The organism is Streptomyces saintjeani (genome assembly GCF_055409605.1).
Map to the genome: position 1 here is coordinate 3643130 of NZ_CP189624.1, position 26685 is coordinate 3669814.

The 26685-nt window shown below is 71.2% G+C and carries 18 protein-coding genes; 10 read left to right on the forward strand and 8 right to left on the reverse strand.

Translation table 11 applies throughout. The features are described from left to right. Position 1: 1 nt before the first annotated feature. The 3 genes from ACQCO7_RS16385 (at position 2) to ACQCO7_RS16395 (ending at position 5075) form a co-directional block, all read left to right on the forward strand. Positions 2-2134, forward strand: coding sequence for a bifunctional glycosyltransferase/CDP-glycerol:glycerophosphate glycerophosphotransferase (locus tag ACQCO7_RS16385; protein WP_464072526.1), 2133 nt, complete (start codon positions 2-4; stop codon positions 2132-2134). Next, positions 2131-3429: a hypothetical protein gene (locus ACQCO7_RS16390; RefSeq protein ID WP_464072527.1), complete on the forward strand. Its 1299-nt coding sequence runs from the start codon at positions 2131-2133 to the stop codon at positions 3427-3429. The genes ACQCO7_RS16385 and ACQCO7_RS16390 overlap by 4 nt, the downstream gene beginning before the upstream one ends. Positions 3430-3518: 89 nt before the next feature. Then, positions 3519-5075: a hypothetical protein gene (locus ACQCO7_RS16395; RefSeq protein ID WP_464072528.1), complete on the forward strand. Its 1557-nt coding sequence runs from the start codon at positions 3519-3521 to the stop codon at positions 5073-5075. A gap of 182 nt (positions 5076-5257) precedes the next feature. Here the strand turns inward: ACQCO7_RS16395 and ACQCO7_RS16400 are convergent, their stop codons facing one another. After that, complete coding sequence (locus ACQCO7_RS16400; RefSeq protein WP_010360380.1) at positions 5258-5671, reverse strand: organic hydroperoxide resistance protein; 414 nt, start codon at positions 5669-5671, stop codon at positions 5258-5260. Between the two features lie 144 nt (positions 5672-5815). Between ACQCO7_RS16400 and ACQCO7_RS16405 the strand changes: the two genes are divergently transcribed. Next, the gene (locus tag ACQCO7_RS16405; RefSeq protein WP_464072529.1) at positions 5816-6301 is read left to right on the forward strand and encodes a MarR family winged helix-turn-helix transcriptional regulator; all 486 of its coding nucleotides are present in this window, start codon (positions 5816-5818) and stop codon (positions 6299-6301) included. Here the strand turns inward: ACQCO7_RS16405 and ACQCO7_RS16410 are convergent. Beyond that, positions 6298-8013, reverse strand: a complete 1716-nt coding sequence (locus tag ACQCO7_RS16410) for a glycosyltransferase family 39 protein (RefSeq protein ID WP_464072530.1) — start codon at positions 8011-8013, stop codon at positions 6298-6300. The two genes, ACQCO7_RS16405 and ACQCO7_RS16410, sit on opposite strands and share 4 nt — an antisense overlap. Positions 8014-8123: 110 nt before the next feature. Here ACQCO7_RS16410 and ACQCO7_RS16415 point away from each other — a divergent pair, with 110 nt between their 5' ends. From ACQCO7_RS16415 to ACQCO7_RS16425, 3 genes are all read left to right on the forward strand, one after another. Next, positions 8124-9407, forward strand: a complete 1284-nt coding sequence (locus ACQCO7_RS16415; protein ID WP_464072531.1) for a glycosyltransferase 87 family protein — start codon at positions 8124-8126, stop codon at positions 9405-9407. Between the two features lie 43 nt (positions 9408-9450). Beyond that, entirely contained in the window at positions 9451-10431 is a 981-nt protein-coding gene (gene galE / locus ACQCO7_RS16420; protein WP_464072532.1) for a UDP-glucose 4-epimerase GalE, read from the forward strand. A 69-nt stretch (positions 10432-10500) separates the two neighbouring features. Continuing rightward, on the forward strand, positions 10501-11514 hold the full coding sequence (locus tag ACQCO7_RS16425) for an ADP-ribosylglycohydrolase family protein (protein ID WP_464072533.1): 1014 nt from the start codon (positions 10501-10503) through the stop codon (positions 11512-11514). Between the two features lie 220 nt (positions 11515-11734). Here the strand turns inward: ACQCO7_RS16425 and ACQCO7_RS16430 are convergent, their stop codons facing one another. Continuing rightward, a complete protein-coding gene (locus tag ACQCO7_RS16430) occupies positions 11735-12379 on the reverse strand; it encodes a response regulator transcription factor (protein WP_464072534.1) in 645 nt (214 codons plus the stop codon). Positions 12380-12710: 331 nt separating this feature from the next. Continuing rightward, entirely contained in the window at positions 12711-13334 is a 624-nt protein-coding gene (locus ACQCO7_RS16435) for a TetR/AcrR family transcriptional regulator (RefSeq protein ID WP_464072535.1), read from the reverse strand. A gap of 531 nt (positions 13335-13865) precedes the next feature. On the opposite strand from ACQCO7_RS16435, the gene ACQCO7_RS16440 reads away from it, so the two are divergent. Next, entirely contained in the window at positions 13866-14783 is a 918-nt protein-coding gene (locus ACQCO7_RS16440; protein WP_464072536.1) for an ABC transporter permease, read from the forward strand. Between the two features lie 205 nt (positions 14784-14988). After that, positions 14989-15762 (forward strand): ABC transporter ATP-binding protein, encoded by a 774-nt coding sequence (locus ACQCO7_RS16445; protein ID WP_464077217.1) that lies wholly within the window; start codon positions 14989-14991, stop codon positions 15760-15762. A gap of 164 nt (positions 15763-15926) precedes the next feature. Here the strand turns inward: ACQCO7_RS16445 and ACQCO7_RS16450 are convergent, their stop codons facing one another. The 3 genes from ACQCO7_RS16450 to ACQCO7_RS16460 form a co-directional block, all read right to left on the reverse strand. Further along, positions 15927-20876, reverse strand: a complete 4950-nt coding sequence (locus tag ACQCO7_RS16450) for an NAD-glutamate dehydrogenase (protein ID WP_464072537.1) — start codon at positions 20874-20876, stop codon at positions 15927-15929. A 568-nt stretch (positions 20877-21444) separates the two neighbouring features. Continuing rightward, positions 21445-22110 (reverse strand): HAD family hydrolase, encoded by a 666-nt coding sequence (locus ACQCO7_RS16455; RefSeq protein ID WP_464072538.1) that lies wholly within the window; start codon positions 22108-22110, stop codon positions 21445-21447. 88 nt (positions 22111-22198) lie between these two features. Further along, a complete protein-coding gene (locus ACQCO7_RS16460; RefSeq protein WP_464072539.1) occupies positions 22199-22714 on the reverse strand; it encodes a DUF6912 family protein in 516 nt (171 codons plus the stop codon). A 302-nt stretch (positions 22715-23016) separates the two neighbouring features. On the opposite strand from ACQCO7_RS16460, the gene ACQCO7_RS16465 reads away from it, so the two are divergent. Beyond that, a complete protein-coding gene (locus ACQCO7_RS16465) occupies positions 23017-23628 on the forward strand; it encodes an Rv3235 family protein (RefSeq protein ID WP_464072540.1) in 612 nt (203 codons plus the stop codon). Positions 23629-23743: 115 nt separating this feature from the next. On the opposite strand, the gene secA is transcribed toward ACQCO7_RS16465, so the two are convergent. Beyond that, entirely contained in the window at positions 23744-26584 is a 2841-nt protein-coding gene (gene secA / locus ACQCO7_RS16470) for a preprotein translocase subunit SecA (protein ID WP_464072541.1), read from the reverse strand. Between the last annotated feature and the right edge of the window lie 101 nt (positions 26585-26685).

Consider the following 26685-nt stretch of genomic DNA (forward strand, 5'->3'; position numbering starts at 1 on the left):
CGTGCCTCGTTTCAGCGTCATCGTGCCCTGTTTCGACGTCCGGAGTTTCCTGCGCGAGTGTCTGGACTCGCTGCTCACGCAGTCGTTCCCGGACTTCGAGGTGATCGCCGTCGACGACTGCTCGCCGGACGACAGCGGGCGGATCCTCGACGAGTACGCGGCCCGCGACGAGCGGGTACGGGTGCTGCACCTGCCGGAGAACGTCGGCCTCGGCCCCGCGCGCAACGCCGGGGCGGCGCAGGCGTGCGGCGACTACCTGTTCTTCCTCGACAGCGATGACACGCTCACGCCGGGCGCGCTCGCGGCGATCGCGGACCGGCTCGCGGAGAGCGGCGATCCGGACGTCCTGGTCTTCGACTACGCGCGCTCCTACTGGTGGGGCGGGGTCCGCCGGAACGTTCTCGCGCAGGTGCTGGCGAGGACGGACGAGGTGTTCTCGGCGTCCCAACTCCCCGAAGTCCTCGACCTGATGATGGTGGCGTGGAACAAGGTGCAGCGCCGCGACTTCGTCGAGCGGCACGGTTTCGCGTTCCCGCCGGGCTACTACGAGGACACGCCGTGGACGTTCCCGGTGATGTTCAGCGCCGAGCGGATCGCGCTGCTCGACCGCGTCTGCGTGTTCTACCGCCAGCGCCGCCAGGGCAGCATCCTGTCCACCACGAGCCGCCGCCACTTCGAGGTCCACGAGCAGTACGGCCGGGTCTTCGCGTTCCTCGACTCCCGCCCGGACCTTGCCAGTTGGCGCCCCTTCCTGCACCGCAAGCTGGGCGAGCACTGCCTCGACATCCTCGGCAAGCCGAACCGGCTCCCGCCCGCCGACAAGGCCGAGTTCTTCCGCCGTACGGCCGAACTGTTCCGCGCGCACCGGCCGGACGAGGAATCGATTCCGCCGAACCTGCGGGTGCTATACGGGAGTTGGGCGGCCTATCTGGCCCGGCAGCGCGTGGAGGCCGTCCGGAAGCGGCTGCGCGGGGCGGCCGTGCCCCGCGCCCGCCGGACCGCCGCCAAGGCACGCTCGAACCGGCCGCTGGATCCCGACTTGGTGCTGTACTCGGCGTTTTCGCACCGGGGTGTCCTCGGCGACCCCGCCGCGATCTATTACGCGGCGCGTGAGATCGCCCCGCACCTGCGCGGCGTGTGGGTCGTGCGGGACGAGGTGACGGGCGTCCCCGACGACGTGGAACGCGTCCTGCCCGACTCCCGCGCCTACCGCCAACTCGCGGCCAGGGCCTCGTACTTCGTCAACAACGTCACCTGGCCCGGCGCTCTCGTGAAACGTCCCGGGAGCACGCACATCCACACCCACCAGGGCACCCCGCTCAAGTACATGGCCGCCGACCTCCTCACCAAACCCGGCGCCCGCTACGGACTCGACGTACCGCGCATGCTGCGCCGGGCCGACCGCTGGGACCACAGCCTGGTCGCCAACCTGCACTCGGAGCTGGTGTGGGAGCGGGCGTACCCGTGCCACTTCGCCTCGGCGCGCACCGGCAGTCCCCGCAACGACGTCCTGGTAACCGCCTCTCCCGACAGGAGAGTCGAGGTGCGCGAGCGGCTCGGCATCCCCGCCGGGGACACCGTCGTCCTGTACGCGCCGACCCGCCGCGACCATGTCCGGGGCGGGCACGCCGACCGGATCGACCTCGCCCGGTTCGCCGCCGGCCTCGGCGAGGGCCACACCCTCGTCGTGCGGCTGCACCCCTCGCTCGCGGCGGGGCCCGTGCGCGGGATGGGGCTCGCAGAGCTGCACCGGCGCGGGGTGCTGGTCGACGCGACGGACGAACTCCACGTGGAGGAGGTCATGTTGGCGTCCGACGTCCTCGTCACCGACTACTCGGCCCTGATGTTCGACTACGCCAACCTGGACCGGCCGATCGTCGTCCACGCCGACGACCTCGCCACGTACACCGCCGCGCGGGGACTGTACTTCGACGTCACCGCCGAGCCGCCCGGCCATGTCACGCGCGGTCAGGGGGAGTTGGCGGAGCTGTTCGCCTCGGGTCGCTGGCGGGACGAGGAATCCGCCCTGCTGCGCAAGGAGTTCAGGGCGCGGTTCTGTGCGTTCGACGACGGACACGCCGCCGAGCGCGTCGTACGGACCCTGCTGCTCGGCGAGCCGGCGGCGGGCGGGTGAGGGCTCGGGCGTGGGCGTGGGTGCTGGCGGCGCTGTTCGCCGTGTGCCAACTCGCGGGCGTGACCGGGCGGGACACGCCCGACTCCAAGAACTACCTGTCGTACGCGCTGTCGTTGCGCGGCGACGGGAAGCGGGCCGCGGCCTCGGCGACGATCGACTACGTGTGCGCCGGGCGGGGGTCGATCGCCGCTCGGCGGCAGGGTGTTGATGTCACGCGGTTCCGTGGGCCCAGTCCTCGTGCGCGTGTTGTCGCCGCGTGTCGGGCGAAGGAGTGGCGGGGTGTCGAGGCGCGGCTCCGGGGCGGTCAGGTCGAGGGCCGTACCGTGCCGTTCGCGTCCGCGCGGTTCATGCGGATCTTCGAGGCGCGGCCCGGGTATCCGGCGTATCTCGTGCCGTTCCTCGCGGTGTTCGGGGTGACGTGGGGGGTGTGGGCGGCGAGTGTGAGCGTCGCCGTGCTCGGTGGGGTGCTGGTCTTTCTGATCCTGCGGACGCTGCGCGCGCCGCCTGTCGCGTGTCTGACGGGGCAGGTCCTGTACTACGTCCTGCCGGTCGGGACGACCGCGATGCGGCCGATGGCCGAGGGGTTGATGCTGGCGCTCACGCTGGCGGCGTTGTGGGGGTGCGCGCTGGTCGTGGAGCGTGGCCGGGTCGGCGCCGGTGTCGCTCTGATCGGCTGCGCGCTGGCCGCGTTGTTCGCCGTCAAGCACTCGCAGGCGCTGTTCCTGGCGCTGTGTCTGGCTGTTGCTGCAACCGGTTTCTGTTTTTTGCGGCCCCGGTGCGGGGTGGGCGCGATCGCGGGCGTGAGTTTCGGTGGGGTGCTGGGGGTGGTGCTGCTGGCCCGGGTGCTGCACTTCCCGTCGGCCTCCGAGAGTGTTCAGGATCTGCTGACCGGGCATTTCGCGTATCCCGACCGGGCGCGGCCGTGGGGCGAGCTGCTGCGGCTGGAGGCGCGGTTCTGGGTGGAGTGGCTGCGGCGGCAGTTGTGGGAGCCGTTGCTGCTCGTTTCTGTCGCCGCCGGGGTGTGGGGGGTGGGGCGGCGGCGGGGGTTCGGGGTGTTCGCGGTGGCCGTCGCGTGTACGGGGGTGGTGACGCAGGCGGGGCATCCGGACATCGGGATCTGGGGCGGGCGGCTGGTGGTGCTGGTGTGGGTGCTGCCGGTGGTGGGGGTGCCGCTGCTGCTGGAGCGGGTGGGGTGGGTGCCGGGGCCTTCTGGTGAGGCGGCCTCGGCGGAGGTGCGGCCCGTACCGGAGGGCAGGTGGAGCGGAGGGCGTTCCCGCCGGAGGCCGTTCGTGTGATCACCCGACCGGGTGATCAGCAGTAAAGCCGCCCGTCCGGCCGGGAAGATACCCGGAATGCCGCTGATCCCCCTCTTGTCCCCCGCCCGGTGAGCGCCGGCGCCCTGACCCGTCGTCCCGCGCGCGGGGTGACGGCGTTGCGTGGTGGCCGTGTGTGGCGGCCGAGCCCCTATCAGGTGGTCGGATTCGGGTTCTTCCTGGTGATGACGCTGGCGTGCTGGCGGGTGCCCCCGTGCTGCGACGCCGGGCAGCACGCGGCGGTGATCGAGCGGCTGAAGGCGAACCTGCTGGAGCCCCGGCACCCCACCGCCGATCTGCCGGGTGCGGGGAGCCCGTACTACTCGCCGTACGCGCTCGCGCAGGCCGTGTTCGCGCGGGTGACCGGGCTGACGGGGTGGGAGGTGCTGCGGCTCGCCGCCCCGGTGAACCTGCTGGTGCTGCTCACCGGGGTCGGGCGGTTCGTGCGGGTGCTGACGCCGCGCCCCTGGGCGCCGGTTCTCGCGCTGGCCGCGATGACGCTCCTGTGGGGGACGGACCGCGCCTGGTGGAGCGGCTATCTCGGGCTGATGTCGATGACCGGGACCCTGCCCTATCCGTCCGCGTTCGCCGCCGGGCTGACGTTCTGGGCGTGGGCTCTGACCGGCGCACGCGCGCGGGATGCCCGCCGGGTGCGTTTCGTCGGCCCGCGCGGGATGCGCGGTTTCGCCGGGTACGCCGCGCTGGGCGCCCTCTACGGGGTGATCCTTCTGGTGCATCCGATCACCTCTGTGGCCGCGTTCCTCGGGGGTGCCGCTTTCGTCCTCGGGTGGGAGCGGGGGTGGCGGGACGGCGCGCTCGCGCGGTGGGTGACGGCCGGGGTCGTCGCGGTCGCCGTCGCGGGGAGCTGGCCGTACTTCGACGTGTTCGCGCTCGCCGGGGACACCGGGGTCGACGGTATGCACCGGCGCCTGTACCTCGATCTGTGGGGACACTTCTGGCTCGCGCTGCTCGGCGTGCCGGCCCTCTACGCGCGTGCGCGGCGCTCCGCCCGGGATCCGCTGGTGCTGCTGTTCGTCCTGGAGTGCGGGGTGGTGGCGTACGGGTGGGTGAGCGGGCACTACACGTACGGGCGCGTGTTCGGGCTCGCCCTGGTTCCCCTCCAGTTCGCGCTCGCCGTGGAGTTGTCGGCTCCCCGGCCCTGGGCGTCCGGTCGCCGGGTCCTCGCGGGGTGTGCCGCTGTCGCCGCGTGCCTGGGGTTCTGGACCGTCCAGGCCGGTGCCGTCGTCCCGCGCGCGCTGGATCCCGTCGGCTTCGACCAGCCGCCCGACTGGCCCTCGTACGACTGGGCCGCCCGTCACATCCGTCCCGGCGAGGTCGTCATCACCGACGGGTACCACGCGGTCCATGCGATCGCCGGGTACGGGGCGAACCTTGCCGCGCCCGCGTGGCCGGACGCGTCGGTGGCGGAGGGGGTGCGCAGCGCGCGGCTCGCGGATGTGCGCGCGTACCTGTCGCCTGCGGCGGGTCCCGCCGAACGGGCCCTGCTGGGACGCCGGTACCGGGTGCGGTGGCTGCTGCTGACCCGGTGGCATCGGGTGCCGGAGGAGGCGGTGGTGGTGGCCTGGAGCCGGCGGACGGGGGAGGTGCTGGCTCGGGTGCGGTACTAGGCGGGCCGGGTGGCGACACGCCGACGGCCCCTCAGGCCGCCTGGAGGGCCGTTCCGCCCAGCCGGGGGTAGCGGGGGCGGAACGAACCCACCGGACGGCCCGAGGGGCCGCTGGGGGTGTTTGCGGGGCCTTCGGGGGTCCCGGGCGGGGTGAGGCCGATGGGTCACCCTTGGGTGAAACGGTTACTCGACGATGAGGTCGACCTCGATGTTGCCGCGGGTCGCGTTGGAGTAGGGGCAGACCTGGTGGGCCGTCTCGACGAGCTTGCGGCCCGTGGCCTCGTCGACCGTGTCGGGGAGTTCGACGCGGAGGGTGACCTTGAGGCCGAAGCCCTCGCCCTGCTTGCCGATGCCGACCTCGGCGGTGACGGCGGCGTCGCTGACGTCGACCTTGGCGTTGCGGCCGACGAGGCCGAGCGCGCTGCCGAAGCAGGCGGCGTAACCGGCGGCGAAGAGCTGCTCCGGGTTGGTGCCCTCGCCGTTGCCGCCGAGCTCGGTCGGCAGGGCCAGCGCGACGTCGATCTTGCCGTCGTTCGTGTAGGCCCGGCCGTCGCGGCCGTGCGTGGCGGTGGCGACTGCGGTGTAGATCGCGTCCATGGTTCGAACCATCCCTCTTGGAGAGTCGTGACGGGGGTGGCCGGTCCTTTCGCGCCTGCGCTCCGGGACCGCCTCACGGAGATGATTAGAGCACACAATTGAATTGTGCACAACTGAATGGCCCGCAAGAGCTACCCTGGTGCCATGAGCCCGACGACGCCGACGCCCGCCGCAGCCGAGGAGAACTGGCTGCGCCTGGACCACCAGATCTGCTTCTCCCTGCACGCCGCCTCGCGCGCCTTCAACGGCGTCTACCGAGCGATCCTCAAGGACCTCGGCCTGACCTACCCCCAGTACCTGGTGATGCTGGTCCTGTGGGAGGAGGGCACCCTCCCGGTCAAGAAGCTGGGCGAGCACCTGCGCCTGGACTCCGGCACCCTCTCCCCCCTCCTCAAACGCCTGGAGGCGGCCGGCCTGGTCCGCCGCGAGCGCAGCGCGCGCGACGAGCGCTCGGTCGAGATCCGCCTCACCGACGAGGGCACCGCCCTGCGCGCGCAGGCGCTCCAGGTCCCCCGCCGGATCGTCTCCGCGACCAGCTTCGACCTGGAGGGGATCCGCGCCCTGAAGGGCCAGCTGGACACGCTCACCGCGGCCCTGGACGAGGCGGCGCTGGAGGAGCGGCGCCCCTAGGAGGCCCGGTCCTTGCGCACGTACAGCCGGACCACCGTCCCGCGCAGGACGGCGACCTGGCGGGGCTGCGCCGCGACGAAGTCGTCCTTGACGATCTCCAGCTTGGCCTTCTCGACCGGGTCGGAGGGCGACCACGTGCTGCCCTTCCACAGGACGTACGACTGGGAGACGACCCAGAGGCGGTCGACGTCCTGGAGGTTGCGGCGCACCCGCGCGGGCGACAGCTCCGTCCCGTAGAGGGTCCCGGACTCGGGTCCGGGGACGTCCAGCGTCATGTCGCGGGTGCCCCGGAAGTCGGCCGGGTAGGTGACCGCGGGGCGCCGGGCGATCGCCGGCAGGTACATCACGGCGTCCCCGGGCCGCATCATCCGTGCGGCGGCGGAGGCGGTCTCGGCGAGGTTGTCCCCGCGCGAGGCGGTCGTCCGCTCGAAGCGCTGGACCGGCAGCTGGAAGGCGAAGGCCCCGGCGACCGCCAGCGCGCCCGCGAGGGCGACGGCCCCCCGCAAGGCCGTACGCCCGCGCGCACGCTCCGGCGAACTCCCCGCCGCGGGCGCCCCGGTGGGCGTCTCCAAGGGGGTCTCCGGTACGAAGGCCAGGCCGCCCCCGTCGGATTCGCCGCGCCCGCCCGCGGGGACGGCGTCGAGCCGCAGGGCCAGGGTCTGCGCGTCCACGCGCGCGGGCGGAGTCCCGACGGCGTCGCCCTCCGCCTCCGCGCGCGGGGAGATCTTCCGGGCTGCGAGGGACAGTCCCCGCAGTATTCGGTCACCGCCCGCGGCGGCGAGCAGCGGCGCGCCCGCGAGCGCGTACAGCACGTACCGGTCGTCGTACATGGGCCGCTCCTGCGACGCGAGCAGCAGCACGGCGGGCGGGACGACCAGCAGGGGGGCCGCGAGCGTCGCGACGGACAGCCGGCGCCGGCTCGGGAGGGCGATCACGGCGAGCAGGACGCAGGTCCAGAAGACGGCGCCGTACTCGCCCATGAACAGGTGCGCCAGGTTCTCGACGCGCTTCATGTCGGGCCGGGTCAGCCAGGACACCTGCTTGGACTGGCCGTTGGAGACGTAGACGAGCGGCAGCAGGACCAGGACAGCGGCGCCGGACGACGCGATCCAGCGCGTCCAGGCCCGTCTGGAGGCGCCGCACAGGACCAGGGTGACGCCGTGGGCGAGCAGGACCAGGACGGCGAACTCGTGCAGCAGGCAGGTGACGGCGACGGCGAGGCCGTAGGGCCACCAGGGGCGGCCGTCCAGGGCCCGCAGCAGCAGGAGGGTCGCCACGAGCGCGCCGGCCGTCACAAGGGCGTACGAGCGGCCTTCCTGGGCGTAGTGGGAGACCATCGGCGTGCAGGCGAACAGCAGGCCCGCCCAGAGGCCGACGCGCGGCCGGGCGAGCCGGGTGCCTATCGCGGCGACCGCTCCGGCCGCGACCGCGGCGCCGACGACGGACGGCAGCCGCAGGGTGACCTCGCTCGCATGCACGGACAGCACGACGTGCATGAACAGGTAGTACAGACCGTGCACGGCGTCGACCTCGTGCAGCAGCTTCCAGATCTGCGGCAGCGACCGCTGCCCCACCTCGTAGGTCACCGCCTCGTCGCGCCACATGCCGCCACGGTCGATGTGCCACAGCCCGAGAGCGAGCATGACCACGACAGGGACAGCCACGGCGAGGGTGGCGGGAACACGTGCGCGCGCGAAACGAGTGGTCGTCACGGGCCGATTCTGCGGCATCTGAGCCATAGGGGCGGTCTTACCTGCGCTTCACTGTGTTTTAGATGTCCATTAGTGCAGGAACGGGAAACAAGCCGCTTACGATCCGGCAAATGCCCCTTCCTTCCTCCCGCCCTCCGGACGGTGTGAAGAAACGTCACCGCCTCCACCGCCTCCTCCTTCTCGCCGCCGGCTGGCTCGGTACGCGCGCGCTGATGCTCTGGCTGCTCACGCACGCGGACTCGCGCTGGCTCGGCGAGGGCGACGTCACGCGCGAGGTGTGGCGGCTCTACCACGACTGGTACCTGGTCCTCGCGCACGGCACGTTCCCCACCCACGACGCGCTCTGGCAGTACCCGCCGGGCGCGGGCGCGGTGATGCTCTCCCCCGCGCTGCTGCCGTTCCTGTCGTACTTCCAGGCGTTCGTCGTCCTCACCCTGGTCTGCGACGCGGTGACGACGGCCGCCCTCGCGCGCGCGGGGTCGGCGCCGGGCCGTTCGCTGGCCGGCGCGGCCCTGTGGGTGTGCGGTCTGCCGCTGCTGCTGCACACCCCGCTGGCCCGCTACGACGTCCAGGTCACCATGCTCGGCGTGCTCTCCCTGGTGACCATGGCCCGGCGCCCGCGCGTGGCAGGTGCCTTCGCGGCGCTGGGGGCGCTGGTGAAGGTGTGGCCGGCGCTGCTGCTCCTGGGCGCGCCGAAGGGCCGTGCCACGCGCGCGGCGTGGGCGGGGGCGACCGTCACGGCGGTCACCGTCCTCGCCGTCCTGGCGGCGGCCTTCGACCACCCGTTCTCGTTCCTGCGCGAACAGGGCGGGCGGGGCGTGCAGATCGAGTCCCTGGGCGGCACGGTCCTGCTGTTCGCCACGCACGCGGGCTGGCCGGGCGCGGTCCGCTACCAGTACGGCGCCATAGAGTTCGTCGGCCCGTACGTCGCCGACGTCGCCGACGCCTCCCTGGCGCTGACGGCCGTCGCGTTCGCGCTGCTCCTGCTGTGGCGGCTGCGCTCGCGCCGGCACACGCCCGCGACGCCGTTCGACGCGGCCCTGTGCGCGGTCCTGCTGTTCACCGTCACCAGCAGGGTCATCAGCCCCCAGTACATGATCTGGCTGGTCGGCCTGTCGGCGGTGTGCCTGACCTCCCGGCACACCGTCCAGCGGCCGGTCACCGCGCTGGTCCTGGCGGCGACGGCGGTCAGCGCGGTCGTGTACCCCGGTCTGTACGGCCAGGTCACCGCCTGCACCTGGCTCGGCTGCGCCCTGATGCTGCTGCGCAACGGCCTGCTGCTGACGGCCGCGGTGCTGTCCTTCGTCCGCCTGTGGCGCACGACCACGGGCCGTGCCGAGGGTGGCACGGGGAGTTATCCACAGGCTCGGCGGCGGGAGCCGGCACCTGCTTGACTGGGGGTGCAGCGAGGACGGGACGTGGAGGGGAAGGCCGTACATGACGTGGCTGATCACGGGGGGCGCCGGGTACATCGGGGCGCATGTCGTGCGGGCGATGGCCGGGGCGGGCGAGCGGGTGGTGGTGTACGACGACCTGTCGTCGGGCATCGCCGGGCGGATCCCGGCGGAGGTGCCGCTGGTGGAGGGCTCGACGCTGGACGCGGAGCGGCTCGCGGGGACGATCGCCGGGCACGGGGTGACGGGCGTGGTGCATCTGGCGGCGAAGAAGCAGGTCGGCGAGTCGGTGGAGCGCCCGCTGCACTACTACCGGGAGAACGTGGAGGGGCTGCGCGTCCTGCTGGAGGAGGTGACGAAGGCGGGCGTGGGGTCGTTCGTGTTCTCCTCGTCGGCCGCCGTGTACGGGATGCCGGACGTGGACCTGGTCACGGAGGAGACGCCGTGCCTGCCGATGTCGCCCTACGGGGAGACGAAGCTGGCGGGCGAGTGGCTGGTCAGCGCGACCGCGCGGGCCACAGGGCTGTCGGCGGCGTCCCTGCGCTACTTCAACGTCGCGGGCGCGGCTGCTCCCGCCCTCGCCGACGTGGGCGTGTACAACCTGGTCCCCATGGTGTTCGAGCGCCTCACGGCCGGTGAGGCGCCGCGCGTCTTCGGCGCCGACTACCCGACGCCGGACGGCACATGCGTGCGGGACTACATCCACGTCGTCGACCTCGCCGACGCCCATGTCGCGACGGCCCGCGCGCTGCGGGCGTCCCCCGGGCGCACCCTGACCCTCAACATCGGGCGGGGCGAGGGGGTGTCCGTGCGCGAGATGATCGACCGCATCGCCGCCGTCACCGGCTACGACCTCCCGCCGACCGTCGAACCCCGTCGCGCCGGCGACCCCCCGAGCGTGGTCGCCTCCGCCGAGCGGATCGCGACGGAGCTGGGCTGGAAGGCGAAGCACGACGTGCAGGACATGATCGCGTCCGCGTGGGAGGGGTGGCTGAGGCTGCACCCCGAGGCGGGGCGAAGGTAAGACCTCGTCTCCCGGGGGCGGGCGGCGGACGGGATTGCAGGAGAACGGTAGGAAGAACGGGGGGATTCGATGCCGGCTCAGCAGACGGCCTCGCGACTGTCCCGCGCCATCGGCGCCGTCCTCGGATCGGCCGTCGGTGACGCCTTGGGCGCGCCCTTCGAGTTCGGCCCCGAGGGAGCGTTCTCCGCGCGGTTCCCTGCGGGCGCCCCGGCCGAGGAGATGTGCGGCGGCGGAGGCTGGGATCCCGGCGAGGCCACGGACGACACGCAGATGGCCGTCCTGGTCGGGGAGTCCCTCCTGGAGCGTGGCGGCCTCGACCTGGCGGACGTGTTCGGCCGCTTCCGGCGCTGGGCGGCGGCCGACCCCAAGGACATCGGGCTCCAGACCGAGGCGGTGCTCACGAGCGGGGACCCCTGGGACAGTGCCGCCGCGATCCACTTCCAGGTGAGCCAGCGGGCCGCCGGGAACGGGGCGTTGATGCGGGCGGCGACCTCTGCGGTGTACTTCGCGGGCCAGGGGCAGGGGGTCACCCTCGACGCCGCCCGGCGGCTCTCCGCGCTCACCCACGGCGACGCCGCCGCCTGGGAGGGCACCGCCGCCCTGCACGAGCTGATCCGGGCCGCCCTCGCCGGGGACGACCCCCTGAGCGCCGTACCGCGCACGCTGGGTCTCCTGGACGCCGGCCACCGCGCGCGGTACGCCAGCGTCCTCGACCCCGGCTGGCATCCCGACCTGGCGACCGAGTTCAACGGCGCCGTCTGGCCCTGTCTCGGTTCCGCCGTGTGGGCGCTGCGGACGACCGGCACGTTCGCGGGCGCGCTGCGGGCGGCCGTCGACCTCGGGGGTGACACGGACACGGTGGCTGCCGTCACGGGGGCACTGGCGGGGGCCGTGTACGGGATGGAGGCGGTGCCGGAGCGGTGGGCACGGGCGGTGCGCGTGCCGTTGCCGGGGTTCGGGGGGCGGGTGCTGGGGGCGGGGGAACTGGTCGAGTTGGCGCGGCGGTTGGAGGCTCAGGGACGCCGGGAGGGGGTGGCGCCGTCCTCGGCGCGCGGGGCGGCGCACGGTGGGGGCGGGGCTTGAGGGGCAGCGCCTCGGGGACTGCCGGAAGAGGTCTCCCAGAGCCTGGCCTCTCGGCCCGCCTGCCGGGAGGAGGGCAACCGGCTGTCGGGCGCAGTCGGGAAGTTCGAGAACTTCACGGCCCAGGACAGCCGACCGCTCGCCCTCGGGCAGCCGGTCGCACGAAGCTCGCGCGGGAGGCCCGGCGCCCACAGCCCTACCCCGACTGCCGCGTGCCGCCCCCTCACCTGTTGTTCAAGTACGCCAGTACCGCCAGCACCCGGCGATGTCCGCTGTCGCTCTGTGGCAGGCCCAGTTTCAGGAACACGTTTCCGATGTGCTTGCTCACCGCGCGCTCGGTGACGACCAGCGTGCGTGCGATGGTCGTGTTGTCGCGGCCCTCCGCCATCAGCTTGAGCACCTCGCGCTCGCGCGGGGTCAGCTGGTCCAGCGGGGAGTCGCGGCGCCGGGTCATCAGCTCGGTGATGACCTCGGGGTCCAGCGCGGTGCCGCCGGAGGCGACCCGGTCCAGCGCGTCGAGGAACTCGTCGACGCGGCCCACCCGGTCCTTGAGGAGGTAGCCGACGCCGCTCGCGCCCCCGCCGAGGAGTTCGGCGGCGTACGACTCCTCGACGTACTGCGAGAGCACCAGGACCGGCAGCCCCGGGATCTTCTCGCGGGCCTGGAGCGCGGCCACGAGCCCCTCGTCACGGAAGTTCGGCGGCATCCGGACGTCGAGCACGGCGATGTCCGGCCGGTGCTCCAGCAGCGCGGGCAGAATCTCGGGCCCGCTCCCGGCGACCGCGACGACCTCGTGCCCGGCGGACGCCAGCAACAGGACCATGCCCTCCCGGAGCAGAGCGTTGTCCTCGGCGATCACGACTCTCACGCGGCCACACACCTCACAGCAGACCCGCCCCGCCCGGCACCCACGCTCCGCATGGCGACCACAGCCCTCTCGACGCCCACTCCCCTCACACCAGCCACCACTTGCTCCCCGGCCACACCCCTCTCTGCGGACCCACCCCTCACGCCGGACACGAACCTCACAGCACCCATGCCCCGCATGGCAACCGCACCCCTCACAGCGCCCGCGCCTCGCATGACGGCCACCGCCCGCTCCCCGACAGGCCCGCCCCTCACCCCGGACCCGAACCCCACAGCACCCGCCACTCTCGCGCCAACCGCACCCCACACGCCGCCCTCCGCCCCCAACCCCCTCACAGCGCCCTCAACCCCGCCGCCGTAGCCCGCGCCAGCTCCGCCTGATACTTCTTGTCCACGCCCTGCCGGACAACCAGCGCCCGCCAGTACATCGGCCCGGAGACCAGGTCGAGCGCCAGCTCGTCGTCGAAGTCGCGGCCGATCTCACCCCGCTCCACCGCGGCCGACAGGATCTTGTTCGCGACCCCCTGCTGCCCGTCCCGCAGAGCCTTCTGCACGGCCGCCGCGATCTCCGCGTTGCGTGCCGACTCGGCCTGGAGGTCGGGGACGATCTGCGAGACGACGGGGTGGCGCAGCGCCCGGGACATGAACTCGTACAGGATCCGCAGATCGCCCTCCAGGCTCCCCGTGTCCGGCACCGGCAGCCCCTGCACCGCGACGGCCGAGACGATCTCCAGGACCAGGTGCAGCTTGGACTTCCAGCGCCGGTACACCGCCGTCTTGCCGACCCCGGCGCGCCGCGCGATCCCCTCGATCGACATGCGCGCGTAGCCGACGGACGCCAGCTCCTCGAAGACGGCCGCCCTGATGGCCTCCGTCACGTCCTCACGGAGCACCGCGGCCCCGGCCGGTGCCCTACGGCGCGTACGTGCCCCGGCACCCTCGGCGTTCGTCGTCATGCGCCCCAGCATAGAGCGTCACGACGATACGGTCCCGTCCCCACGCTGATCGTCACGACGAAACCGTACCGTCGCAACGCCACCGGCACATCGACGCCACCTCACATCGACCCCGCCACCCCATCAACACCACTCCCGTCACCTCAACGACGCCACGGCCACGTATCGACGTACCCGTCACGACGAAACGCCCCCGTCCGACGCACCAGCCGCACCCTCCCCGCCAACACCCGCCCAACACCCCGCACACACCCTGTAAACGCCCGGCCAAACCCCGCCGGCACCCGCCAACTCCCCGCGACCCTACCGCCCCCTGCCCCACCCCCAACGCCACGACGATACGGTTGCGTTCCGACGCCCCCACGCCCTACGCTCGCGTTGCGACGATACGGTTCCGTCCCGTCGTAAGGAAACATCAAGAGAACCGTAAGAAAACACGGCTCCCCGGACGTTCCCCCAGCGTGGACGGCGACAGTGAACGAACCCCGCGCCCGGATCGCGCACCCCCACCCCCGAAAGAAAGCAGCGGATGTGAGCCAGGCACTCGACACACCGCCCCGGACCACCCCCACCCCGCCCCCGAACCTGAGGGCGCTGGCCGAGCGCCACGGGCTGTCGGTGAGCGGGGCGCGTCCGTCGCTGCCGCAGTACGTCCGTGACCTGTGGGCGCGCCGGCACTTCATCACCGCGTTCGCCACGGCGAAGCTGACCGCGCAGTACAGCCAGGCGAAGCTGGGCCAGGTCTGGCAGGTGATGACGCCGCTGCTGAACGCGGCCGTGTACTACCTGATCTTCGGCGTGCTGATGGGCACGAAGAAGGGCGTACCGGACTACATCCCGTTCCTGGTGACGGGCGTGTTCGTGTGGACGTTCACGCAGAGCTCGATCCTGGCGGGCACCCGCGCGATCTCCGGCAACCTGGGCCTGGTGCGGGCCCTGCACTTCCCGCGCGCCGCGCTGCCCGTGTCGTTCTGCCTCCAGCAGCTCCAGCAGCTGCTGTTCTCGATGGCGGCGCTCGTGCTGATCCTGCTGGCGGTGGGGGTGCCGCCGGCCCTGTCGTGGTTCCTGGTGATCCCGGCGCTGGCGCTCCAGTTCGTGTTCAACACGGGCGTCTCGATGGTCATGGCGAGGCTCGGCGCGAAGACGCCGGACATCGCGCAGCTCATGCCGTTCGTGCTGCGCACGTGGATGTACGTCTCGGGCGTCATGTGGAGCATCGACCAGCTGGTCAGGAAGCACCACAACTGGCCGTCCTGGGCCGGCCACGTGCTCCAGGCCAACCCGGCCTCCGTCTACATCGACCTGATGCGCTACGCGCTGATCGACAGCTTCCACTCCAGCCAGCTCCCCCCGCACGTGTGGGCTCTGGCCACGGGCTGGGCACTCGTCGCGGGCGTCGGCGGTTTCATCTACTTCTGGAAGGCTGAGGAGACGTACGGCCGTGGCTGAGAACCCCGCGAACACGAACCCGAACCCGGCGAACCCGAACCCGAACACGAACCCGAACCCGGCGAACCCGAACCCGAACCCGAACCCGACGAACACAAACCCCGCGAACCCGACCCCGGCGAGCGCCAACCCGACCCCCGCCCTCGCGAACACCCCCGCCCCCGGCACGACCCTCACCGACAAAACGCCCGCACCCGACGACCGCATCCCCACCGTCGTGGCCGACGCCGTCGACATCGTCTACCGCGTCAACGGCGTAGGCGGCCGAGGCTCCGCGACCGCCGCCCTGAACCGCATGCTGCGCCGCGGAAACGCGGAGAAGGCGGCCGGCACCCGCCTCGTACACGCCGTCAAGAACGTCTCCTTCGTCGCCTACAAGGGCGAGGCCATCGGCCTCATCGGCACGAACGGCTCCGGCAAGTCGACGCTGCTCAAGGCGGTCGCGGGCCTGCTCCCCGTGGAGAACGGCCGGATCTACACGGACGGCCAGCCCTCCCTCCTCGGCGTCAACGCGGCCCTCATGGGCGACCTCACCGGTGAGCGCAACGTCTTCCTCGGCGGCCTCGCGATGGGCATGTCCCGCGAGCAGATCAGGGACCGCTACCAGGAGATCGTCGACTTCTCCGGCATCAACGAGAAGGGCGACTTCATCTCGCTCCCCATGCGGACGTACTCCTCGGGTATGGGCTCCCGCCTGCGCTTCTCCATCGCCGCCGCCAAGGACCACGACGTCCTCCTCATCGACGAGGCCCTCGCGACCGGCGACGCGAAGTTCCAGCGCCGCTCCGAGGAACGCATCCGCGAGATGCGCCGCCACGCGGGCACGGTGTTCCTGGTCAGCCACAACAACAAGTCGATCCGGGACACCTGCGAGCGGGTGCTGTGGCTGGAGCGGGGCGAGCTGCGGATGGACGGCCCGACGGAAGAGGTCATGAAGGAGTACGAGGAGTTCACGAGCGGCAAGAAGAAGGCGGCGTAAGCGGACAGTCCGCTTATACGACTTCACCGCACCCCACCGCACCCCACCGCGCCCCTCCGCGCCCACTACACCCCTCCGCACCACGCCGCCCCACACCGACCACCCCCTACGCACACAAGGGCGCCCCCAGCCAACCAACTGGGGGCGCCCTCATCCACGTACACCTACGAATGCGTACGCAACATCGACCGCATAGTCCGCATAGCCACCGACAGATTCGCCAGGTCGAACGAGTCCGACCCCTGAATCTCGTCCAGCGTCACCCGGGCCCGCCCCAGCAGCGCGGCGTTCTTCTCCTCCCATGCCTTGAACCGCTGCTCAGGAGTGGACGTCCCGTTCCCCACGGCCAGCACATCGGACGTCAGTGACGCGTGAGCGGCGTACAGGTCCTCCCGGATCGACGCACGGGCCATCGACTGCCACCGGTCCGCACGCGGCAGATCGATGATCCGGTCCATCAGCTGAGTGATCCGCAGCCGGTCGGCGAGGTCGTAGTACACGTCGGCGACGTCGAGCGGGTCCTTCCCGCTGCGGTCCGCGATGGACACGATGTCCAGCGTCGGGAACGCGGACGAGAACCCGGCGACCCGGGTCGCGCACTCGTCCGGCACCCCCGCCCCCGTCAGCTCGTCGTGGATCTTCTGGTACCACTCCAGATCGCCCCCCCGCAGCAGCTTGGGCAGCTGCGACCACACCAGCTCCACCCGCTCGGCGAAGAATTCGACCGCCTCGGCGAGCTGGAGCGGCTGCGGCCGGTTGTTGAGCAGCCACCGCGTCCCGCGCTCGACGAGCCGCCGCGAGTGCAGCCGGATCCGCGTGAGGACATCGGCCTGGACCCGGTTGTCGAGGGACTCGACCGCGTCCCACACCTCCGCCGACCGGAAGATCGTCCGCGCGGCGGTCTGCGCGCGCACGATCTCCTCCAGCGAGGCCCCCGTCTCCTCGCGCAGCCGGTGCAGATAGGTCGTCCCGCCGGTGTTGACGGTGTCGTTGACCAGCACGGTCGTGATGATCTCGCGCCGCAGCGGGTGGCTGTCGATCTGCTCGGCGAACGTCGTGCGCAGCGCGCTGGGGAAGTACGCGTGGAGCAGTCCGCGCAGGTAGGGGTCGTCGGGGAGCCCGGTGTGGAGCAGCTCGTCCGAGACGGTGATCTTCGTGTACGCGAGGAGTACGGCGGTCTCGGGGCTGGTCAGCCCCTGCCCGGCGGCGAGCCGTTCGCGGATCTGCCGGTCGGTCGGCAGGAACTCCAGCGCCCGGTCGAGGTGCCGCTCGCGGACGAGGTGCTTCATGAACCGCTGCTGCGCGTGGAGCATGTCGCCGGACTGGGCGAGCGCGTTGGCCAGCGCGGTGTTCTGCGCGTAGTTGTTGCGCAGGACCAGGTGGCCGACCTCGTCGGTCATCTCGGCGAGGATCTTGTTGCGCTGCTTGACGGTCATGTCGCCCTCGGTGACGAGCCCGTTGAGCAGGATCTTGATGTTGACCTCGTGGTCGGAGGTGTCGACCCCGGCGCTGTTGTCGATCGCGTCCGTGTTGATCTTCCCGCCGGCCAGCGCGAACTCGATGCGCCCGAGCTGGGTGAGCCCGAGGTTGCCGCCCTCGCCGACGACCTTGACCCGCAGGTCGGCGCCGTCGACGCGGATGGCGTCGTTGCCCTTGTCGCCGACGTCGGCCTGGGACTCCGTACTGGACTTGACGTACGTCCCGATGCCGCCGTTCCACAGCAGGTCGACCGGCGCTTGCAGGATCGCCTTCATCAGGTCGGCCGGCGTCACCTTGCCCACGCCCGCCTCGATGCCGAGGGCCTCGCGGATGTGCCCGTTGAGCTGGATGGCCTTCGCGCTGCGCGGGAAGATCCCGCCCCCGGCGGAGATCAGGTCGACGTTGTAGTCGCCCCAGCTGGAGCGGGGCAGCTCGAACAGCCGCCGCCGCTCGGCGTAACCGACGGCCGCGTCCGGGTTCGGGTCGATGAAGATGTGCCGGTGGTCGAAGGCGGCCACCAGCCGGATGTGCTCGGACAGCAGCATCCCGTTCCCGAACACGTCCCCGGACATGTCGCCGATCCCGACGACGGTGAAGTCCTCGGTCTGCGTGTCGACGCCCAGCTCCCTGAAGTGCCGTTTCACCGACTCCCAGGCACCGCGCGCGGTGATCCCCATGCCCTTGTGGTCGTACCCGGCGGACCCGCCGGACGCGAAGGCGTCCCCGAGCCAGAAGTCGTACGACTCGGCGACGGCGTTGGCGATGTCGGAGAACGTCGCCGTCCCCTTGTCGGCCGCGACGACGAGGTACGTGTCGTCCTCGTCGTGCCGCACGACATCGCGCGGCGGTACGACCTCGCCGCCCGCGAGGTTGTCCGTGATGTCCAGCAGCGCCGAGATGAACGTCTTGTAGCTGGCGATCCCCTCCGCGAGCCACGCGTCCCGGTCCACGTTCGGATCGGGCAGCTGCTTCGCGACGAACCCGCCCTTCGCGCCGACCGGCACGATCACGGTGTTCTTGACCATCTGCGCCTTGACCAGCCCGAGGATCTCGGTACGGAAGTCCTCGCGCCGGTCCGACCAGCGCAGCCCCCCGCGCGCGACCTTCCCGAACCGCAGGTGGACGCCCTCGACGCGCGGCGAGTACACCCAGATCTCGAACGCCGGTCGCGGCGCGGGCAGGTCGGGGATGGCCTGCGGGTCGAACTTCATCGACACGTACGCGTGCGGGGTGCCGTCGGCCGTGGTCTGGAAGAAGTTGGTGCGCAGGGTCGCCTTGATGACCGTCAGGAACGAGCGCAGGATGCGGTCCTCGTCGAGCGAGGCGACCTGGTCGAGCGCGGCGTCCAGCTCTTCGAGCAGCGCGTCGACGATCTCGCGCCCGGCGCTCTGCCGCCCGGGTGCCATCCGCGCCTCGAACAGGGAGACCAGCAGCCGGGTGGTGTGGACGTTCGTGCGGAGGGTGTCCTCCATGTAGTCCTGGCTGAACGTGGACCCGGCCTGGCGCAGGTACTTGGCGTACGCGCGCAGCACCATCGCCTGCCGCCAGGTCAGCCCGGCGCCCAGCACCAGCGCGTTGAAGCCGTCGTTCTCGGCGGCGCCGGTCCAGGTCGCGGCGAACGCCTCCTGGAACCGCTCGCGCCCGTCGTCGCCCAACTGCTCGACGCTGTCCGGGACCCGGAGCCCGAAGTCGTAGATCCAGGAGGACGAGGACCGGTCGGCGTTGCGCAGCTCGTACGGCCGCTCGTCGACGACCTCGACGCCGAGGCGGTTGAGCACCGGCAGCACGGCCGAGAGGGAGACCGGCTCGCCGTTGCGGTAGATCTTGAAGCGGCGCTCGTCGGGCGCGGCGCCCACGGGCTCGTACAGGCTGAGCTCGAAGTCCTGCTGCTCGCCGAGGTGTTCGAGGTGGACGAGGTCGGCGACGGCCGCGCGCGGGGTGTGGTCGGCCTTGTACCCCTCGGGGAACGCGGTGCCGTAGCGGCGCAGCAGTTCGGCGGCGCGCTCCTCACCGCACTCGGCGGTCAGCGCCTCCGCGAACGCGTCCGCCCAGGACCGCGCGGCCTCGACGAGCCGCGCCTCGATGCGGTCCTTGTCGGCGTCGGAGAGCTGCGGAAGCACGGTCCCCTGCGGAACACGGATCACGAAGTGCAGCCGGGACAGGATGGATTCGGTGTTCCAGGCGGTGAAGTCGACGTTGATGCCGCCGAGTTCCTCGCGCAGGATGTCGATGATCCGCAGCCGTACGCCCGTTGTGTACCGGTCGCGTGGGAGGTACACCAGCGCGGAGTAGTAGCGGCCGTACTCGTCCTGGCGCAGGTAGAGCCGCAGCCGTCGGCGCTCTTGCAGGTAGAGGACGCTGGTGACGATCGTGCGCAGCTCGTCCACCGGGATCTGGAACAGCTCGTCGCGCGGGTACGTCTCCATGATCTGGAGGAGGTCGCGGCCGTCGTGGCTGTTGCGGGTGAACCCGGCGCCGGTCAGCACCTCGTCGACCTTGCGGCGGATCACGGGGACCCGCAGCACCGACTCCGTGTACGCGGCCGACGAGAACAGTCCGAGGAAGCGCCGCTCGCCGACGACGTTGCCGTCCGCGTCGAACTTCTTCACACCGACGTAGTCCAGGTACGACCGCCGGTGTACGGTCGCCTGGCTGTTGGCCTTGGTCAGCACGAGGAGCTTGTGCTCGCGGGCCTTGGCGCGCGCGTCCGCCGGGAGCCGCTCGAAGGACGGGCTCACCGGGTGGGACTCGTCGGTGGCGTGGTGCGGATCGGAGCGCAGGATGCCGAGGCCGGTCCCGGGTACGGCGGTCAGCGAGTCGTCCTCGCGCAGCTCGTACTCGCGGAAGCCCAGGAACGTGAAGTGGTCGGCGGCCAGCCAGCGCAGCAGTTCGCGGGCCTCCACGACCTCCGGCGAGGGCAGGTCGCCCGGCACGGACTCGGCGGGCAGCTCGTCGGCGATCCTCAGCGCCGCGTCGCGCATCTTCTCCCAGTCCTCGACGGCCTCCCGTACGTCCGACAGGACGCGCAGCAGGTCGGCGGTGATCTGCTTCAGGTCGGCGCGGTCGGTCTCGCGGTCGGCCTCGACGTGGATCCAGGACTCGACGTGCGCGTCGTGCGGCAGGTCGTCGGCCGAGGGCAGGATCTCGATCAGCTTGCCGGTGACGTCACGCCGTACGACCACCTGGGGGTGGATGACGAGGTGGATGCCGCGCGACTGGCGGGACAGCTCGTTGGTGACCGAGTCGACCAGGAACGGCATGTCGTCGGTGACGACCTCGACGACCGAGTGGCTGCACGTCCAGCCGTTCTCCTCGACGGTCGGGGTGTGCACGCGGACGTTCGCCGTGCCCTGGGGGCGGTTCTCGGCCAGCCGGAAGTGCGAGTAGGCGGCGCCGAAGACGTCGACCGGGTCGCGGTCGCCGAGGTCCTCCGGGGCCGTGTGCCGGTAGTACCGCTGAAGGAAGGAGAGAACGGTGTCGTGGTCCGGGGGCGATACGTCCGACCCGTCCGGATCACCGTCGGTGCCCTCCGCGGTCGTCCCGGTCGGTAGGTGCCCTCCGACCGGGCTGTTCTCAGCGACCCGCGCCGCCCTTTCGAGCAGCTCGGCCTTGGCTTCGTCCAGCTTGGTCTGCATTGTCCTCTGGCTCCTGTCGCGCGCCGTTGCGTGACGTAGAAGGAAGTTCGGTCTCTTCCCCTGGCACGGGACGCCTCGGCGCGGGGTGTCCGGTCTGCTTCGACGCTATGCCGCGGGGGGAGACGGACGAGGGGATATTCGTCCCCCGGAGGTGTGACACCGCTCTCGGCGGCGCCGTCCGGGGTGGATACGACGTCCACGAAACCGTCGGTTTTCCGCCTCGCCCGCGAAGACCAGCGACCGCCGCCCGGTGCCGGACATCGTCCGTGCCGACCGGGCGCAGGGCAGGGGAAAACGCACCCCCGCGAGATATCGCGCTGATCACGGGACCAGGCTATCGCTCCTCACCGGGGGCCCGTCATGAGCCGCATGTGTACAAACCAGAGCACTGATCTTCGACATCCTGCACAGGGCGGCCACGAAATGCCCCCCATGCTCCCCCCGTCCGCCCCCTTGCCCCGGCGCGCCACCCTGCTCAACGGGGCTTCGGGGGGCGGCCTTTCCTACTCTCCTCTCACCTTCGCCCCGGCCATCCCCGGCGGCCGGGCCCCGAGCACCTCCACCCGCCCTACGCCACCATCCGCTCGGCCGTCTCCACCGCCTCCGCCAGCGTGTCCACCACCGGCACGCCGACCTCCTCAAGGCTGGTACGGCTGTGGGAGCCCCCGGTGTAGAGAACGGCGCGGGCGCCGACGTGCAGGGCGGCGCGGGCGTCGTCGGACGCGTCCCCGATGACGACCGTGCGCCGGGGATCGACCTCGCCGAGCGCCTTCAGATGCCGCACCATGTGCTCGGCCTTGCTCCCGCCCGACGGCCCCACCCGCCCCTCGACCCGGACGAAGTGCGCCTCGATCCCGAACCCCCGGACGAGGGGGACGAGTTCGTCATGCCCGTACATGCTCAGGATGGACTGACTGCGCCCCGCGCTCCGCCACTGCCCGAGCAGCTCGGCCACCCCCGAGGTGAGCGAACACCCCCCGCTGTGCTCGGCGTAGTACCGATGGAAGAGGACGTCCATCACCTCCCACTCCGCCTCGGTGGGCAGCCGCCCCATCAACCGCTCGTAGAACCGAGGCACCGGAACGGTGTACAGCTCCCGGTACCGCTCCATGCTGATCGGCGCCAGCCCCACTTCGGCGAACGCCGCATTGGTAGCCCCGATGACCGCCTCGTTGTCGTGGAACAGGGTCCCGTTCCAGTCCCAGACGATATGCGCACCAGCCGTCTTCCCCATGCCCCCAAACGTACCCGGCCCCACTGACAACCCAACCTCGGGGCTACAACACCGCAGGTCAGAGGAGCACCTCAGGCCGAACCGGGGTTCACCCCCCGAGCCCCACCAACCCCGGGATCTCCTGCGTCGCGAACCACAGCAGCTCGTGGTCCTCGGCCCCGTCCACCACGAACTGCGCGTCGTCGTCACCGCCGTCCGCCGCGGCCAGCGCCGAGGCCGCCGCGGTGACGTCGGCCTCCGCGTCGGACGCGTCGACGTGGACGGCCGCGGCCTTGGCGAGCGGTACGGCGCCGGAGACGCGGACCTCGCCCACCGCGGAGGCGTCCAGCGCCCGGTCGGGGTCGGCGGCGGCACGGCCGTCGGGTACGTCCACGGCGACGACGACCCGGCGCCGGGGCGCTCCGGAGTCCGCGGCGAGCTGCCGCAGGGACGCGAGCGCCGCACGGCTGAGCGCGGCGTACTCCAGCTCCTCGATGTCGTCCGACAGGTACCACTCGCGCAACGCGGGCGTCACGGCGTACGCGATCAGCGGCCCGCTGCCCAGTTCCCCCGTCTTGTACGACTCGGCGAGCCCGGTAAGGGTCAGGGGGACGTAGACGCGCATGGACGGCCGCTTTCCTGCTCGGAGACTCCGCTTGATTCCCCCCGAGGATACGTGCGCCGGTCCCCTTTCGAGTCCCCCAGTACCTTCGCGAACCCGTCAACCACACGAAAAAACCAGCTCATCGCACCCCCGCCCGACCAGCGCTCCCGTACCCCGGTTCACCCGTAACGGTTGACTTTCCCCCCTCCCCACCCCGCTTCCCGCTCTCCTTGCCATCTCCGATCACTCCCCGTAAAAGATCCACAACGGAAAGTTACCAACCGGTACGCGGCCCACCACCGCACCGAGAAACGGGGAGCCCCATGCGCAAGGTCATGACGAGGACCCAGAACCGCACCCAGCTCACCACAGCCCCCGAACCCCGCACCGCCACCACCCTCAGCGCCCCCGGCACCCCAGGAGGCCGCCCGCCCGGCACCACCCCTCGCACCGCACCCCCCGCCGGCCGCCCCCCGGGCAGCGGCCCCACCTCCCGCACCCGCCCCACCGACAACCGCCCTCCCGCGACCCGCGCCTCCCGAACGACCCGCACCCCTCTCCCGGACGCGACCCGAGTCCCCGCCCAGACCCCCCGCAGGCCGATCGCCCAGCCCCACCCCGCGGACCTCTTCGCGGAACGCCTCCTCGCCGTCCTCACCGGCCGCCACCCGGTCCACGCCATGCTCCGCCACACCCTCGGCGAGGCATACGACGACCTGGCGCACCTGGCGGAACACGGCCCCCTCCGCACGCCCCGAGGCACCACCCCGGTCCTCCGCGACCTCGGCTACGACATCCCCCGCCCCGGCGCGATCGAGGCATTCGCCCGCATCTCCACAGGCCCCCGCCTGCGCGCGATGGCCTTCCGCCTGGAACTCGGCCCGGACCACCGCTGGCGCTGCACAGCGGTGGAACTGGACAGCGAAACCCCCTGAACGCCCCCGCCGACCGCCCCGCACCCGCACCCGCACCCGCACCCGCACCCGCACCCCGGCAAGCCGAAGGGCCGGACACCCGAAAGTGTCCAGCCCTTCCCAGCTCCCGGCGTACTTACTTCCGGCGCCGCTTCGCACCCTTCGCCTGCTTGCGCCGCTCCGCACGGGTCAGCCCGTCCGCCTCGGACCGCACCGGCTCGTCGTCCTCGTCGAAGTCGCCCTCGATCGTGCCGCCCTCGCCGTCCACGGTCGGCGCGGAGAAGTGCAGCCGCTGCCGCTGCGGCGCGTCGAGACCCTTCGCCCGGATCTCGGGACGGGCACCGGTCTGCGCGGGAACCGCGTCCTGCTTCTCCAGGTCGGTCACCGCGTCGGAGACGGGCACCTCCTCGACCTGCTGCTCGACCTGGACCTCCAGGTTGAACAGGTAGCCGACGGACTCCTCCTTGATCCCGTCCATCATGGCCGTGAACATGTCGAAGCCCTCGCGCTGGTACTCGACCAGCGGGTCCTTCTGCGCCATGGCCCGCAGCCCGATGCCCTCCTGGAGATAGTCCATCTCGTAGAGGTGCTCACGCCACTTGCGGTCGAGGACGGACAGCACGACCCGCCGCTCCAGCTCCCGCATAATCTCGGAGCCGAGCTGCGTCTCCCGGTCCTCGTACTGCGCGTGGATGTCGTCCTTGATGGACTCGGCGAGGAACTCGGCGGTGAGCCCGGCCCGGTCGCCCGCGGCGTCCTCCAGCTCCTCGACGGTGATCTTCACCGGGTAGAGCTGCTTGAACGCGCCCCACAGCCGGTCGAGATCCCAGTCCTCGGCGAAGCCCTCGGCCGTCTCGGCGGAGACGTACGCGTCGATCGTGTCGTCCATGAAGTGCACGACCTGCTCCTGAAGGTCCTCGCCCTCAAGAACGCGCCGCCGCTCGCCGTAGATGACCTCGCGCTGCCGGTTGAGCACCTCGTCGTACTTCAGGACGTTCTTACGCGTCTCGAAGTTCTGCTGCTCGACCTGCGACTGCGCGGACGCGATCGCGCGGGTGACCATCTTGTTCTCGATCGGCACGTCGTCCGGCACGTTCGCCATGGACATCACACGCTCGACCATCTGCGCCTTGAACAGCCGCATCAGGTCGTCGCCGAGGGAGAGGTAGAACCGCGACTCACCGGGGTCGCCCTGACGCCCGGAACGACCGCGGAGCTGGTTGTCGATACGACGCGACTCGTGCCGCTCGGTGCCCAGCACGTAGAGGCCGCCGGCCGACTCGACCTCGTCCTTCTCGGCCTTGACCGCCAGCGTGGCCTTCTCCAGCGCGGCGGGCAGCGCCTGCGCCCACTCCTCGATGTGCTCCTCGGGGTCGAGGCCGCGCTGGCGCAGCTCCGCCTCGGCGAGGTCCTCGGGGTTGCCGCCGAGCTTGATGTCGGTACCGCGGCCGGCCATGTTCGTCGCGACCGTGACGGCGCCCTTGCGGCCGGCCTGCGCGACGATCGACGCCTCGCGCTCGTGGTGCTTCGCGTTCAGCACCTCGTGCTGGATACCGCGCTTGGAGAGCTGCTGCGAGAGGTACTCGGACTTCTCGACCGAGGTCGTGCCGACCAGGATCGGCTGGCCCTTCTCGTGCTTCTCCGCGATGTCGTCGACGACCGCCTCGAACTTGGCGACCTCGGTGCGGTAGATCAGGTCGGACTGGTCCTTGCGGACCATCGGCCTGTTCGTCGGGATCGGGACGACGCCGAGCTTGTAGATCTGGTGGAACTCGGCGGCCTCGGTCATCGCCGTACCCGTCATGCCCGACAGGCCGGGGACGTCCTTGCCGTTGTGGTCGGCGCGCTTGTAGAGGCGGAAGAAGTTCTGGAGGGTGATCGTGGCGAGCGTCTGGTTCTCGTCCTTGATGTCCACCCCCTCCTTCGCCTCGATCGCCTGGTGCATGCCCTCGTTGTAGCGGCGGCCGGCGAGGATACGGCCGGTGTGCTCGTCGACGATCATGACTTCGCCGTCCATGACGACGTAGTCCTTGTCCTTCTTGAAGAGCTCCTTCGCCTTGATGGCGTTGTTCAGGTAGCCCACCAGAGGGGTGTTCACCGACTCGTAGAGGTTGTCGATGCCCAGCCAGTCCTCGACCTTGGCGACGCCGGACTCGTGGATCGCGACCGTGCGCTTCTTCTCGTCGACCTCGTAGTCGCCGGTCTCCTCCAGGCCCTTCAGCGGGTTGCCCGCCTCGCCCTTCTTCAAACGGAGTACGAGCTTGGCGAAGTCGCCGTACCACTTCGTCGCCTGGTCGGCCGGGCCGGAGATGATCAGCGGCGTACGGGCCTCGTCGACCAGGATCGAGTCGACCTCGTCGACGATCGCGAAGTTGTGGCCGCGCTGGACCAGCTCGTCCTGCGACCACGCCATGTTGTCGCGCAGGTAGTCGAAGCCGAACTCGTTGTTCGTGCCGTACGTGATGTCGCAGGCGTACTGCTCGCGGCGCTGCGCCGGCGTCATGTTCGCCAGGATGCAGCCGACCTCAAGGCCGAGGAAGCGGTGCACCCGGCCCATCATCTCGGAGTCGCGCTCGGCCAGGTAGTCGTTGACCGTGATGAGGTGCACGCCCTTGCCGGACAGCGCGTTCAGATACGCGGGCAGCGTGCCGACCAGCGTCTTGCCCTCGCCGGTCTTCATCTCCGCGACGTACCCCATGTGCAGCGCGGCGCCGCCCATGATCTGTACGTCGTAATGCCGCTGGCCGAGGACGCGCTTGGCGGCCTCGCGCACGGTGGCGAACGCCTCGGGCATCAGGTCGTCCAGGCTCTCACCATCGGCGTACCGCTGCTTGTACTCGTCCGTGAGGGCGCGCAGATCGGCGTCGGAGAGGTCGACGAAGTCCTCTTCGATGGAGTTGACCTGGTCCGCGATGCGGTGCAGCTTGCGCAGGATCTTGCCTTCGCCTGCACGCATGAGCTTCGAGAGGACGGACACGGGGGTTGGTCTCCTTGCCGGTCGGGCCTGGGACGGTCGGGTGGTTCCTTATGCATTGCTGAGCAACGGCCATCGTATGCGAGGACCCCACCACGCCGGGA

Coding starts and splice junctions, on each gene's coding strand:
- ACQCO7_RS16400 (WP_010360380.1), bottom strand. CDS start 5,671: ATGGACGCGATCTACACCGCAGTCGCCACCGCCACGCACGGCCGCGAC.
- ACQCO7_RS16405 (WP_464072529.1), top strand. CDS start 5,816: ATGAGCCCGACGACGCCGACGCCCGCCGCAGCCGAGGAGAACTGGCTG.
- ACQCO7_RS16415 (WP_464072531.1), top strand. CDS start 8,124: ATGCCCCTTCCTTCCTCCCGCCCTCCGGACGGTGTGAAGAAACGTCAC.
- galE (WP_464072532.1), top strand. CDS start 9,451: ATGACGTGGCTGATCACGGGGGGCGCCGGGTACATCGGGGCGCATGTC.
- ACQCO7_RS16425 (WP_464072533.1), top strand. CDS start 10,501: ATGCCGGCTCAGCAGACGGCCTCGCGACTGTCCCGCGCCATCGGCGCC.
- ACQCO7_RS16435 (WP_464072535.1), bottom strand. CDS start 13,334: ATGACGACGAACGCCGAGGGTGCCGGGGCACGTACGCGCCGTAGGGCA.
- ACQCO7_RS16450 (WP_464072537.1), bottom strand. CDS start 20,876: ATGCAGACCAAGCTGGACGAAGCCAAGGCCGAGCTGCTCGAAAGGGCG.
- ACQCO7_RS16455 (WP_464072538.1), bottom strand. CDS start 22,110: ATGGGGAAGACGGCTGGTGCGCATATCGTCTGGGACTGGAACGGGACC.
- ACQCO7_RS16460 (WP_464072539.1), bottom strand. CDS start 22,714: ATGCGCGTCTACGTCCCCCTGACCCTTACCGGGCTCGCCGAGTCGTAC.
- ACQCO7_RS16465 (WP_464072540.1), top strand. CDS start 23,017: ATGCGCAAGGTCATGACGAGGACCCAGAACCGCACCCAGCTCACCACA.